We start from the raw sequence: 12,955 nt of genomic DNA on the forward strand, positions 1-12,955 counted from the left end.
TCGCCCGCGTTTTCTATCGCCGTTCCGTCGCGGTCTTGGCGCGGATCGCCTTGAATTCCGAGCCCGCTTTCCAGTCAGGCCAGTCGCTGGAATTGGCCAAGGCCCTGCCAGCTTCATAAGTCAGAGCGACATCCTGCGCCGCCCCGCGCAAGTCCCACTCGGGGCTCCACGCATCACAGGGCTGGTGATAGCAGCGGCTGGTGTAGTCAGCGACCCAGGCGTCGCCGGCGGCGCGGCCTCCCTTGATCAGATCTGCTCCCCCGCCCAGCCCCATCAACAGCAGGACCGGCACGCCCTGGCGCGCCAGCGAGAAATGGTCAGCGCGATAGAACAGCGCCCGCTCTGGCTTGGCGTCAGGCGTGATGGTTCGCCCCTGAGCCGCTGCGGCCTTGGCCAGGCCATCCTCCAGCGCGTTCTGCCCAGCTCCCACCAGCACGACGTCGCGCGCCGGACCGACGGTCTGGAGCACGTCGAAAGTATAGTTGGCGACCGTCTTGCCCAGCGGAGCGAAGGGATGGTTGGCGTAGTATTCCGAGCCAAGCAGACCACGCTCCTCGGCGGTCCAGGCCGCGAACAGGATCGAGCGCTCCGGACGCGAGCCCTGAGCGAAGGCGCGGGCCACCTCGATCACGCCGGCCACGCCGATGGCGTCATCAGCCGCGCCGTGTCGGATGGTGTCGCCTTTCGCATCAGGCGCGCCCACGCCATAGGCGTCCCAGTGCGCGGCGTAGATCACGGACTCGTCCGGACGACTCTTGCCTGGCAACCGCGCCAGCACATTGGCGCTGTCCATCCGCTGATGAGTCACGGCGTAGTCAGCGAACAGGTCCGCGCCGCTCAAGATCGTCGGCTTGAAGGCGGCCGTGCGGGCCGAACGCTTCAGCGCCTCGAAATCAAGGCCGGAGCGCTTGAAGAGATCGACAGCCGCATCGCGCTGGAGCCACCCCTGCATCAGGAGCTTTTCCTTGGCCGGGTTGGTGCGGACGATGTCATAGCCCTCGCCGTTCGAGGCCTTCACCGTCGCCCAGCCATAGCCCGCGCCAAGACTCTCGTGGACGATCAGCGCGCCGATCGCGCCGCGCCGCACAGCTTCCTCGTACTTGTAGGTCCAGCGCGCATAGTAGGTGGCGGCCGATCCACCGAACTTGCCCGCGACCGGCTCGTCCGGGGCCGCCTCCAGGTCGGGATCGCCGATCAGGAAGACGGCGATCTTGCCCTTCAGATCAACGCCCTTGAAATCATCCCAGTTTCGCTCGGGCGCCGCAACGCCGTAGCCGACGAAGACCAGAGGAGCCTTGTCGACCTTCACACGGTCGACCGGTCGCAGGGTCATCACCTGAGCCTGCTCTCCCTGGTTCAGGATGACCGCGCCGGATTTCGTCGCGACCGACAGCGCCACGGGCCCGCTCAGTCGCGTGCGGACCAGCGCCACCTTCTGGGTCCATCCGCCATTGTCGCCGGCTGGCTCAAGGCCCAGGGCTGCAAACTGACCGCTGATATAGTCGATAGTCGGCTGCTCGCCTTCTCCACCCGGCGCGCGCCCCGCGAAGCGGTCGGAGGACAACTCACGCGTGATCTCGGACAGCCGCGCCGGATCGATCTGCCCACTGTCCTGAGCGGAGGCGCCCGCGGCAAAGCCCAGACCGGACACGAAGGCGAGGATGGCGGCTCTGGACATGGGCGGGCTCTCGATCTTGCAACTGCGATGCTGGATAGCGCGCCTGTGAATCCGAACGCCATAGATATCGGCTTGCCGACAGTAGAACACCTGCTCGGTCGGGCCGCGTCCATGCCGGTGCTTCGAAGGCTTACTGGACAACGGTCCCGGCGATCGCCGCCTGGCCCTTGGCTTCCAAGCGCCCAGCAAATAAGAGGCGGCATGAAACGGGGCCAACTTTTCGCACTTTTGTTGCTGGGGACATGCGCCCCGGCCATCTCGCGCGCTCAAGAAGTCGAAGCGATCTCGGTCTGGGGGCGTCGGGCCAACGAGCTGGGTCGAGCGACCTCGGCGAGCCAGGGGCGCATCGCCTACTCTGACTTCGCCGTGCGGCCGTTACAGCGCCCCGGCGAGTTGATCGAAGCGGTGCCGGGGCTGGTCGCAACCCAGCACTCAGGCGCCGGCAAGGCCAACCAGTACTTCCTGCGCGGCTTCAATCTCGACCACGGCACAGACCTCGCCGCGTCTCTGGATGGCGTGCCGCTGAACCTGCCCTCCCACGGGCATGGTCAGGGCTATCTCGACCTCAACATCCTGACGCCGGAATTCGTCCACGATATCAGCTTCAGGAAAGGGCCTTACGCAGCCGAGAACGGCGACTTCGCCACGGCTGGCGCGGTCGCCTTCGAGACGGCCGATCACCTGCATGGCGACGGCATGCAGGCGTGGATTGGTGAGAACGCCTATTATCGCGCGGTCGGTTCCAAGGCCCTCAGCCAGAACCTGCTGGTCGCCGCCGATGTCTCCAGCGCACGCGGGCCGTGGACAACGCCGGAGGACCTCAAGAAGGTCAACCTGCTGGGCCGCGCGATCGTAAGCGGCTGGTCGGTCACCGCCCTGGCTTACGACGCCAGATGGACCGCCACCGACCAGATTCCCCGGCGGGCGGTTCAGAGTGGCGCCATCGGTCGGCTTGACGCGGTGGACGCAACCGACGGCGGCGACACCTCGCGCTACATTCTTTCGGCCCGTCGCCGCGACCTCCTGCGGGGCCTGGATACGGTGGTCTATGCTCAGCGCTACAAGCTCGATCTGTTCTCGAACTTCACCTACTTCCTGGATGATCCGGTCAATGGCGACCAGTTCGAACAGGTCGATCAACGCTGGATCTACGGCGGCGCGCTGACCAAACGATGGACGCTGGGCGACGGCTGGAGCGCCCGGACCGGAGCCTCGGTCCGCGTCGACGACATCGGCAAGGTCGGCCTCTACCGCACGACCGCTCGCGCCCGCCGCGAAACCGTACGCCAGGACGCTCTGACCCAATGGTCCACGGCCCTGTGGGGCGAAGCCTCGAGGCGATTCGGCAAGCTGGACACCACCATAGGCCTGCGCGCGGACGCGATGGGCGCCGACGTCGATGCGGGCGACCCGCGCAACGCCGGGACCGTCAGCGACGTGCTGCTGAGCCCCAAGCTGACCCTGGCCTGGCGGGCTTCGAAGACCTTCGAGCTTTATGCCGACGCTGGGCGCGGCTTTCACTCCAACGATGCGCGGGGCGCGGTCATCACAATTGACCCCATCACCGGCGATCCCGCTGAGCGTGCGCCGTTGCTGTCGCTATCGGACGGCGCGGAACTGGGGCTGCGCTGGAAGCACGAGGATCTGAGCCTGACCGCGGCGGCCTGGGCGCTGCGCGTCGACTCCGAGCTTGTCTATGTCGGTGATGCCGGCTTCACCGAGGCCAGCGGCGCGACCAGACGGGCCGGTCTGGAGCTTCTGGTCGACTGGCGGCCAAGCTCGCGCTTGAACCTGACAGCATCCTACGCCGCCACCCACGCCCGCTTCTCGGGCGATCCACCCGAAGGCGACCGTATTCCCAACGCCGTGGGCGCGGTGTTCAGCGCCGGCGCCAGCTGGAAAATAGGCAAGGCCTCAATCCTGTCGCTGACCTGGCGCCGCCTGGGCGCGGCGCCGCTCATCGAGGACAATTCCGTACGCTCGCGCCCGACCGGTCTGGTCAACGCCCTGTTCGTCCAGGAGCTTGGCCCGGCCAGTCTGATGGTTGAAGTGCTGAACCTCACGGACAGCCAGCGAGATGACATCGCCTATGCCTACGCCTCGCGATTGCCGTCCGAATCCGCTGGCGGAGTCGACGACATCCACTTCCATCCGGTCGAACCTCGCACCTTGCGGGCGGGGCTGAAGATCAATTTCTGACCAATCGTGACAGAAACAGGATGATTTTCCCTTCGCGGCTCGCCAAGGTCCTTCCGGGAATTCATCAGGGCTTAGTGTCTGAGGGGCTTTTGAACTTGTCCAAGCGTTCTATCCGTTACGCCGTGGCCGGCGTCATCGCGGCCACGCTCGCCGTGTCGCTCACCTCCGTCGCCCAGGCCGACGCCATCAGGCAGACCAAGGCGCCCTTCGACGACAAGTTCCGCCAGTTGGAAGGCGAAGACTGGCCGACCCCGACGGACTACCGCAACGCCTCGGGCGCGCCAGGCTATCGCTACTGGCAACAGAAGGTCGACTACGACGTCGCGGTGCGCCTTGACGAAGACTCCAAGCTGCTGACCGGCAAGGAGACGATCACCTATCGCAACAACTCGCCCGACAGCCTGCCTTATCTGTGGCTACTGCTCGACCAGGACTACAAGCGCGACTCGATCAGCAAGCTGACCGAGACCGTCTCGGGCGACAGCATCAGCCTCGGCCAGGTGCGCCGCATCCAGCGCTTCAAGGAATGGGAGGGCGGCTTCACCATCAAGTCGGTGAAGGACGCCCAGGGCCGGCCGCTGAAGTTCACCGTGGTCGATACCCTGCTGCGCGTCGATCTTCCGGCGGCCGTGCGCGCCAATGGCGGCGAGACCAAGTTCACGATCGAATGGTCTCTGCCCATGGTCGAGAACAAGGTGGTCGGCGGACGCAGCGGCTATGAGTGCTTCACCGGCAAGGGCGAGGACGGCAACTGCATCTATGAGGGCGCCCAGTGGTTCCCCCGCCTGGCGGTCTATTCGGACTATGAAGGCTGGCACAACAAGGCCTTCCTCGGCGCCGGCGAATTCACGCTGGAGTTCGGCGACTATCGCGTCGCCCTGACCGTGCCGTCAGACCACGTGGTCTCGTCCACCGGCGTTCTGCAAAACCCGGGCGCCGTCCTGACCGCCGCACAGCGCGACCGCCTGGCCAAGGCCCGCACCGCCAGCGAACCAGTCTATGTGGTGACGCCCGAAGAGGCCGTGGCCGCCGAAAAGGCCAAGGCCACCACCGAAAAGACCTGGGTCTTCCAGGCCAGCAATGTGCGCGATTTCGGCTGGGCCAGCTCGCGCAAGTTCGTCTGGGACGCCCTGGGCGTGAAGCAGGAAGACCCCAGGGCCGAGCATCCGGTCGTGATGGCGATGTCCTTCTTCCCGAAGGAAGCCCGCCCGCTGTGGGACGCCTATTCGACCAAGTCGATCGCCCACACGCTGAAGGTCTATTCGGACTTCACCTTCGCCTACCCCTATCCGGTGGCCCAGTCAGTCAACGGCCCGGTGGGCGGGATGGAATATCCGATGATCAGCTTCAACGGCCCACGGCCGGTGAAGGACAAGAAGACCGGCGCCCTCACCTACACCGAGCGCGCCAAGTACGGCCTGATCGGCGTGGTCATCCACGAAGTCGGACACAACTACTTCCCGATGATCGTCAATTCCGACGAGCGGCAGTGGACCTGGATGGACGAGGGCCTCAACAGCTTCCTCGAGTTCCAGGCCGAGGTGCAGTGGGACAAGAAGTTCCCGTCGCGTCGCGGCGAGCCCAAGGACATCGTCGAGTACATGGTCAGCCAGGACCAGGTGCCGCTGATGACCCAGTCCGACTCGGTGATCCAGTTTGGCCCCAACGGCTATTCCAAGCCGGCCACCGCCCTGGTGATCCTGCGCGAAACGATCATGGGTCGCGAGCTCTTCGACCGGGCGTTCAAGGAATATTCCAACCGCTGGCGCTTCAAGCACCCCACGCCCTACGACTTCTTCCGCACGATGGAAGAGTCGTCGGGCGTTGATCTCGACTGGTTCTGGCGTGGCTGGTTCTACTCGACCGACCATGTCGACATCGCGCTGGACAAGGTGGTCAAGGCGAGGATCGAGAGCGGTGATCCCGACGTCGAGGCCGGCGTCCGCAAGGCCGCAAACGCCATCGAACCAGAGTCTCGCACCGCCGCCAACAACAGCGGAACCACGGTCATCGAGCGCGACCCCAAGGTCCGCGATTTCTACAACGCCAACGACCAGTTCGCGGTCTTTGACAGCGCACGAAAGAAGGCCAAGACCGCCCGCGAGGACCTGACGCCCGAAGAGCAGGCCGCCCAGGACCTGAAGGACAATCTCTATCGGTTCACCTTCCGCAACATCGGCGGTCTGGTGATGCCTGTGATCGTGAAGATGGACTTCGCTGACGGCACCAGCGAGACAGTGCGCATCCCCGCCGAGATTTGGCGCAAGAACTCAAAGCAGGTCACCTGGCAGTATGTCTCAACCAAGGACCTGAAGGGCGCCCAGATCGATCCCCTGTGGGAAACCGCGGACGCTGACCGTGGCAACAACGTCTATGAGGGCGCCATCACGCCGACGACGTTGAAGATCCAGAAGGCGCCGGAAACCACCAACCGCATGAAGGACGCCAATCTCAAGGTCGAGCCGGGCGGCCTGGGAACCTTGCCGTCGGAAGAGCCCAAGAAGGACGAAGGCTCCAAGTGATCGCGCGCGCGGCCGTCATGATCGCGGCGGCAGGCCTTGCGCTCGCCCCGCTTCCGGCGGCCGCGCATCGCGGCCATGGCGCGTTGAGCGTCGTGGAAATCGATTCCCGGACCGGCGGGGTCAAGGTCAGCCATCGGATTCCGGCGCACGATGCTGAGCCGGCTCTCGCCCAGATCGCCCCGGACGCCCAGACCAGCCTCGACGATCCCGACGCGGTCGAAGCCCTGAAGGCCTATATGCTGAGGACCTTCTCGCTGGCGGTGAACGGCGCCGTCGTCGACCTGGCGCTGAAGGACCTGACCTTGGGCGCGGACGAGGTTCGCTTTGAATATGTCGGCCAGACACTTCCGGCCAATGTTAGCGCCGCCATCGAACTGCGAGCGGCGATGTTCGCCGATATTTATGGTGACCAGGCCAATCAAGTGAATGTCCGTCGCTTCGGCGTCACCCGAACCCTCGTGTTCAACGGACCTGACGCCGATACGCCTCAGGCTCTGGATTCCGTCGAACCCTGAGAACGTCCACGCTGGACGCCGGCCCTAGCGTGGATTGAGCGACCGCTCAAAGGCTTCGAAATCACGCTCTAGCCGCCACTGCGCGGTGGCCTTTACGCTCTTGGCCAGGAAGGCGTCACAGGCCGCGCCGGTGTCGGCGCAGGCCTGGACCCGGACGGCCTTCGAGGTCCAAAGGCTGGCGCCGGGCAGAAACGCGTATTCCAGACTGTCGCGGGCCATGGCCTTGAGATCGACATAGCGCAGGCCGTGCTCTGTCGCGGCGCGCAGGTACTCGTTGGTCATGTCGATGCGTGAGACGCCTTCATCGTCGGTCGACAACACGACCGGCACACCGGCCTTGCGATAGAGCGCAAGAGGATGGTCGGCGCCCTTCACGCCCAGGATGACATCGTTGCTGGTCAGATTGATCTCAACGGCCACACGATCGCGGGCCATCCGCGCCAGCAGCGCCGGAGCTCCGTCCTCGTAGGCGATGTCCACGCCATGGCCGATGCGTCTGGCGCCGGCGATCTCGACCGCTTCGCGGATGTGGAAGGCCAGGTCGCGGGGTGGGACGAGGCCCAGGGTCAGCTCACCAGCATGCAAGGCCAGCGGGACCTTGGGATAGCGTGCGGCCAGGAATTTGAACATCCGCATGTGCAGCGAATAGTCGGCCAGCGAGATCGGATCGTCCTCGGGGTTGACGATATTGACCCCCACGAACCGTGGATTGGCCTCGACCAGAGCGAAGGCCGCCAGCATCTGGGCGAAGACAAAACCCGGCGGCTGGGCCCGCTCGACGAAGGGCTGGAAGCCAAGCATCACCTGGCACGGGCCCGTCTTGGCCGCGATATCCGGCGTGCAGCCCTGACGGCGGTCGGCTTCGCCTAGAGCGGTGTCCATCTCTCGCCCGACCTCGGCCACCATGGCCGGAAGTCCTGGCTGCAGGCGTTCAAGACTGCGCTCGAAATCCCCGTCCCAATCAGCCTGTCCGGCGACAGCGAAAGCCCGCATGGCATTGGGATTGGCCGAGCTCTCGACGTAGCTGACATAATCACCGGCGGCGTACTCGCGGGTCACCGCGATCATCGGTCCCATATTGCTCACGGCGGAGGTCGCGAACCGGCCAAAGGTCGAGAAGAACTGATCATGACCGGAAGCGGCCGCCCCGCCGGCGCCGGGCGCATAGTTGCGCACCGACAGGGCGTCGATCGCCCGGTTGTAGAGGGCGGGGTCCCGACGCCCCAGGTCTTTGGCCGAAGTCTTGCCCGGGCCGTCGCAGGGCCCCGTGACGATCTGCGGCTTCGCGTCGGTCGTGAGGCAATGGCCATCGGCGGCGGCCCAGGCCAGAAAATCCTCGGCATAGGGCGCGCCCCACAGATGGTTGTGAAGGTCGCCGCCCTTGGGCATGTCTTTCAGGAACAGGCGCAACTGGGCGCGATCGTGGACGACGGCGTCGAACCGTGCGGCAGCCCTGTCCTGGATCGACGACTCAGCCCCCGCCCAGGTGGGAGTCGCAGCCAGAACCCCTCCGACCAGAACCACGCTCAACAGAGCCCCCAGTCGCTGCTTGCCCGCCCTCATCGTCCAAACTCCTCAGTCGCCCCTCCTTCCCACTGTGATTTGCCTCGACTGGCAAATGCGCAATCATGAGCCGGGCGGCGGCAATCCCTAGATAACCACGCGTAGGCCGTCGAAAGCCGGCTCCACGCCAGCTGGAAGTTTCGCCGCCAACTGATTGAAATCGAGATCGATATGAAGGTTCGTCAAGATCGCGCGGCGCGGCTTGGCGCGGGCGATCCACTCAAGGGCGAGATCCACATGGGCATGGGTCGGATGCGGGGTCCAGCGCAGGGCGTCGAGGATCCAGACATCCAGGTTGTCCAGAGCAGGCCAACTCTCCTCCGGTATGGCCACCACGTCGGGGGTGTAAGCCACGCCGCCGAACCGGAAGCCGACCGATCGGATATTGCCGTGATCCAGATCGAAGCTCTGGACCGGAATCTGGCCACTCGGCCCATCAAGGCTCCACACCGCGCCATGCGGCGGGAGCGGTCTGGGTTCGCATATGGCCGGATAGCCGCCCTGCGTTTCGAACACATAGTCGAACCGGCGCATCAGGCCCGCGCGCGTGGCTTCATCCATATAGGTCGGGATCTTGCGCCGTTGATTGAGGAAGAACGGCCTCAGGTCATCGATCCCGTGCGCCTGGTCGGCATGGTCATGGGTAAAGAGCGCGGCGTCCATGCGCCGCGCTCCGGCGGCCACGGCCTGTAGCCTAAAATCAGGCGAGGTGTCGACGACGACGGTTGTCTCCGACAACGGGCCGCTCTCTCCCTTGCGTCGGACGAGAAGCGAACAGCGCGTCCGCAGATTGCGCGGCTCGGCTGGATCGCAATCGCCCCAGTCGCCGTCGGCGCGCGGCACGCCGCCCGAGGAGCCTGAACCCAGAATCGTGAATTCCAGCGGTCCCGTCATGGGCGCGGTATCGCGTCGAAGAGAGCGAAAAAGGCGCCCTCGGTGCGTTCTTCGGTCTCGGCCCGCGTCCAGCCGCGAATTTCGCCGAGTTTATCAACGATATGCGGAAGATAGGCAGGCTCATTGCGACGGCCGCGCATCGGCACAGGCGCGAGATAGGGGCAGTCGGTCTCCACAATAATCCTGTCGGCTGGCATATCCCGGATGATCGCCCTGACCTCCTCCGCCGCCTTGAAGGTGGCGATGCCCGAGACGGAGAACCAGGCGCCCAGGGCCGCCGCACGCGCCGCCAGTTCCAGGCCACTGGTGTAGCAGTGCATCAGCAGCTTGAACGCCCCTCGCGCATGCTCCTCTTCCAGAATCTCCGCCATGGTTTCGTCGGCTTCACGGGTGTGGACCACCAGCGGCAAACCCGTCTGGCGGGCGGCAGCGGCGTGGACGCGAAACACCTGGGCCTGCACGTCACGGGGTGAAAAGTCGTAGTGGAAATCCAGGCCGCATTCGCCGATGCCGATAACGCGCGGCCGGCTGGCCAACGAAACCAGGGTCTCGACCGCGAGGTCGGGGTTTTCCTTGGCTTCATGCGGATGGGTGCCGACCGTGCACCAGATGTCGGGCTCAGCCATCGCGATGGCGTGGACCGCCTCGAACGATGAGACCTTGTCGCAGATGGTGACCATCAGGGCGATACCGGCGTCACGAGCGCGGGCGATCACCGCGTCGCGGTCTTCATCGTACTGGTGGGCGTGGAGATTGACGTGGCTATCGATGAGCATGCGGCTCACATCGCCGTCCTGGCCGCCGCGCGCAAGTCCGAGATGGCGCTCCAGAAGACATCGGCGCGATCGAGGTTGATGGCCTCGGCTTCCCCGGGTAGGCGCGACAGGCGCTCCCAGACAGAGGCCCAGCGATCCAGGGCGGGCGAAGACCCGGTCGTCGCCAGGCGCGTGGTCATGGCGTGAACCTGATCGGCCAGACGCTCGAACAGCAGCTCGAAGCGCGCCGCGCCCTCGCCGCCGCGAAAGGTGTCGGCCATGGCCAGCAGGGCGCCTTCATCAATGGCGGGCAGGCCGCGCAGAATTTCGCTGGCGGCGTCATCCATCGCCAAAGCGCCGGAGGAGGCCAGTTGCAGCGCCCTGCCCGGCGCGCCATGCGCCATGCGGGCCAGGCGTTCGGCGTCACGGTGCGCCAGTCCCGCCCGTTGCTCGACCATGCTCGTCGCCGCTTCCACGCCCGGCGCGGGCACCACAAGGCGGCGGCAGCGCGAGCGGATCGTCGGCAGCAGCTTTCCGGGCGCATGGCTGACCAACAGGATGACACCTCGCGCGGGCGGCTCTTCCAGCGTCTTCAGCACCGCATTGGCGGCGTTGACGTTCAGGTCGTCAGCCGCGTCGATGATCGCGACACGATAGGGCGAGATCGCCGGGGAATTGGCGAAGAACTCGGGCAGACGGCGCGCCTCGTCGACCGGAATCGACTTGCGCGCCTTGCCGTCGTCGGTCACGCGCTCCAGCACCATGAGATCGGGGTGAGAACGGGCGGCGACCTGCCGACTGACAACATCGGACGGGGCCGCGCCGAGCAGGCCATACGAAGGATCGGGCCGCGCGCCCAGCAGGCGCCGGGCCATGCGATAGGCCAGGGTCGCCTTGCCCACGCCCTCCGGGCCGACCAGCAACCAGGCGTGATGCAGACGCCCGCGCGCCAGAGCGTCAAGGAACGACGCTTCGGCGGCGCCGAGACCGTCCAGACCATAGACGTCGCGAGGATGTGGCGGGGCGTCCATTTCAGAGATCGAGCCGGATCGAAACGACGTCCCACACCGACTCGGACACCAGGTCGGGCGTTGCGTTGGCGTCGATCACGGCGCAGCGCTCCGGCTCCTTTTGTGCGATGGCCAGAAATCCGGCCCGAAGACGCTCATGAAAATCCAGGCCCTTGGACTCAAAGCGCGCCGCGCCCCCGCGGGACGCCGCGCGGTCAAGGCCGATCGTGGCGGGGATATCAAAGATCAGGGTCAGATCAGGGATCGAGCCGGCCAGGACATGATCTTCAAGCGCGGCGATCAAAGACGCGGGCGCATCGCCGCCGGCGCCCTGATAGGCCCGGGTTGAGTCGGCGAAGCGGTCGCACAGCACCATCGCCCCGCGATCCAGGGCCGGGCGGATCACCCGCTCCAGATGATCCCGGCGGGCGGCGTACATCAGAAGGGTTTCAGTCACAGGCGACCAGCGGTCGGCGTCGCCGTTCACCAGCAGGTCGCGGATCGTCTCGGCGCCGGGGCTGCCGCCCGGTTCACGGGTCAGAACGACGTCGAAGCCCGCCGCCGTCAGGCGGTCGGCCAGGCGGCGGATCTGGGTGGACTTTCCAGCCCCTTCCCCGCCTTCGAAACTGATGAATGATCCGCGCGTCATCGGTTTCAATTCGGCCGGATCGCGCCGATTGTCCAGAGGACTCGCGACACACGATCAGGGGCGCAGAACGGTGGCCCCAGAGTAGCCTAGCGCGGCGACCCGATCGCGGAGAGACCAGGCCTGGCCTTCATCCTCGCCAGCTGAAACGGTGACGCGATAGAGCGTGCCGCTGGCGCGCTCGAGCGGCTCGATCGTGGCCCATCCGGCGGTCTTGAGCTGATCGACGGCGCGCTCGGCGTTTTCGCGGCTTGAGAAGGCTCCAGCCTGGACCTTGAAGGCGGTCTGACGCGCGGGAATGATCTGGGTCCGGACCGGCGGCGGCTCGGACGGCCAGACCGGCTCGGCATCCTGCCTTGGCGGCTCCCGGCGCGGTGCGGTCGGCGGCGGCGAAGCCGGCGCCTGGGCATATTGACGCGCATCGAATGACGATTTCGGCGCGGGGCCTACATATCGCACCCGCACTCGCGCCACGCCCTGGCGACGATAGCCCAGCTGATCGGCGGCGGCGCGCGACAGGTCGATAACGCGATCGCCGACGAAGGGGCCGCGATCGTTCACCCGCACCACCATCCTGCGGCCGTTGTCGAGATTGGTCACCTCGACCAGGCTGGGCAGCGGCAAGGTCTTGTGCGCCGCCGAGACGGCGTCCATGTCGAAAATCTCGCCATTGGCCGTGCGACGGTTGTGGAACTGCTCACCGTACCAGGAGCCGATACCCTTGACGTCATAGTCCGGGTCGGCCTGAGGATAGTACCAGATACCCTTGATCTGATAGGGCTTCTCGGTTCCCCTTAAAGGCTTTCCGGATGGCGAGACCATGGGTCCGCGCGGCGAGGTGGAAACGTGGCGATTGCTGTCGATCCTCGTGTCCAGGCGCGGCTTGGGCGTGGAACAGGCGGCCAGGCTCGCGGCCGCCATGGCCACCAGGCAGGTGCCTCGCAGGCCGCGCCAAAGATGCTGATCCACAACCATGCTGACGTCTTTCCGACGCGGGCGCGCCCTTCCGAGCTTTCAGCATGCATCAGTTGTTTTGAAGTCTGGTTAAGGCGCGGACGCGCTGATATAGCCGCCGCTCCGGACAGATGGCCGAGTGGTTTAAGGCAGCGGTCTTGAAAACCGCCGTAGGTGAAAGTCTACCGTGGGTTCGAATCCCACTCTGTCCGCCACCCC

10 protein-coding genes and 1 tRNA gene are annotated in these 12,955 nt (G+C 65.7%); 4 read left to right on the forward strand and 7 right to left on the reverse strand.

Translation table 11 applies throughout. From position 1 onward, the window contains the following. Positions 1–13: 13 nt before the first annotated feature. Positions 14–1,678, reverse strand: coding sequence for a M28 family peptidase (locus ACW17V_RS10285; protein ID WP_492105051.1), 1,665 nt, complete (start codon positions 1,676–1,678; stop codon positions 14–16). 201 nt (positions 1,679–1,879) lie between these two features. On the opposite strand from ACW17V_RS10285, the gene ACW17V_RS10290 reads away from it, so the two are divergent. The 3 genes from ACW17V_RS10290 (at position 1,880) to ACW17V_RS10300 (ending at position 6,914) form a co-directional block, all read left to right on the forward strand. Beyond that, complete coding sequence (locus ACW17V_RS10290; protein ID WP_492105052.1) at positions 1,880–3,877, forward strand: TonB-dependent receptor; 1,998 nt, start codon at positions 1,880–1,882, stop codon at positions 3,875–3,877. Positions 3,878–3,966: 89 nt separating this feature from the next. After that, the gene (locus ACW17V_RS10295; RefSeq protein WP_492105053.1) at positions 3,967–6,399 is read left to right on the forward strand and encodes a M1 family metallopeptidase; all 2,433 of its coding nucleotides are present in this window, start codon (positions 3,967–3,969) and stop codon (positions 6,397–6,399) included. Further along, positions 6,396–6,914: a DUF6702 family protein gene (locus ACW17V_RS10300; RefSeq protein ID WP_492105054.1), complete on the forward strand. Its 519-nt coding sequence runs from the start codon at positions 6,396–6,398 to the stop codon at positions 6,912–6,914. The genes ACW17V_RS10295 and ACW17V_RS10300 overlap by 4 nt, the downstream gene beginning before the upstream one ends. 24 nt (positions 6,915–6,938) lie before the next feature. Here the strand turns inward: ACW17V_RS10300 and ACW17V_RS10305 are convergent, their stop codons facing one another. The 6 genes from ACW17V_RS10305 to ACW17V_RS10330 all read right to left on the reverse strand — a co-directional run bounded on the left by ACW17V_RS10305 (position 6,939) and on the right by ACW17V_RS10330 (position 12,757). Beyond that, on the reverse strand, positions 6,939–8,477 hold the full coding sequence (locus ACW17V_RS10305) for an adenosine deaminase family protein (protein WP_492105055.1): 1,539 nt from the start codon (positions 8,475–8,477) through the stop codon (positions 6,939–6,941). A gap of 87 nt (positions 8,478–8,564) precedes the next feature. After that, the gene (locus tag ACW17V_RS10310; RefSeq protein ID WP_492105056.1) at positions 8,565–9,371 is read right to left on the reverse strand and encodes an MBL fold metallo-hydrolase; all 807 of its coding nucleotides are present in this window, start codon (positions 9,369–9,371) and stop codon (positions 8,565–8,567) included. Further along, entirely contained in the window at positions 9,368–10,156 is a 789-nt protein-coding gene (locus ACW17V_RS10315) for a TatD family hydrolase (RefSeq protein ID WP_492105057.1), read from the reverse strand. The genes ACW17V_RS10310 and ACW17V_RS10315 overlap by 4 nt, the downstream gene beginning before the upstream one ends. Beyond that, positions 10,153–11,157, reverse strand: a complete 1,005-nt coding sequence (locus ACW17V_RS10320; RefSeq protein ID WP_492105058.1) for a DNA polymerase III subunit delta' — start codon at positions 11,155–11,157, stop codon at positions 10,153–10,155. The genes ACW17V_RS10315 and ACW17V_RS10320 overlap by 4 nt, the downstream gene beginning before the upstream one ends. Position 11,158: 1 nt before the next feature. Next, positions 11,159–11,785, reverse strand: coding sequence for a dTMP kinase (tmk, locus tag ACW17V_RS10325; protein ID WP_492105059.1), 627 nt, complete (start codon positions 11,783–11,785; stop codon positions 11,159–11,161). Positions 11,786–11,839: 54 nt separating this feature from the next. Beyond that, positions 11,840–12,757, reverse strand: coding sequence for a septal ring lytic transglycosylase RlpA family protein (locus tag ACW17V_RS10330; RefSeq protein WP_492105060.1), 918 nt, complete (start codon positions 12,755–12,757; stop codon positions 11,840–11,842). Positions 12,758–12,861: 104 nt separating this feature from the next. On the opposite strand from ACW17V_RS10330, the gene ACW17V_RS10335 reads away from it, so the two are divergent. Further along, positions 12,862–12,951, forward strand: a tRNA-Ser gene (locus ACW17V_RS10335). Positions 12,952–12,955: the final 4 nt, after the last annotated feature.

Source organism: Caulobacter sp. FV2ye17ST, assembly GCF_058680955.1.

Excerpts from the sequence above, each read along its gene's own strand:
- ACW17V_RS10310 (WP_492105056.1), bottom strand. The coding sequence starts at position 9,371 with ATGACGGGACCGCTGGAATTCACGATTCTGGGTTCAGGCTCCTCGGGC.
- tmk (WP_492105059.1), bottom strand. The coding sequence starts at position 11,785 with ATGACGCGCGGATCATTCATCAGTTTCGAAGGCGGGGAAGGGGCTGGA.
- ACW17V_RS10285 (WP_492105051.1), bottom strand. The coding sequence starts at position 1,678 with ATGTCCAGAGCCGCCATCCTCGCCTTCGTGTCCGGTCTGGGCTTTGCC.
- ACW17V_RS10330 (WP_492105060.1), bottom strand. The coding sequence starts at position 12,757 with ATGGTTGTGGATCAGCATCTTTGGCGCGGCCTGCGAGGCACCTGCCTG.
- ACW17V_RS10320 (WP_492105058.1), bottom strand. The coding sequence starts at position 11,157 with ATGGACGCCCCGCCACATCCTCGCGACGTCTATGGTCTGGACGGTCTC.
- ACW17V_RS10290 (WP_492105052.1), top strand. The coding sequence starts at position 1,880 with ATGAAACGGGGCCAACTTTTCGCACTTTTGTTGCTGGGGACATGCGCC.
- ACW17V_RS10305 (WP_492105055.1), bottom strand. The coding sequence starts at position 8,477 with ATGAGGGCGGGCAAGCAGCGACTGGGGGCTCTGTTGAGCGTGGTTCTG.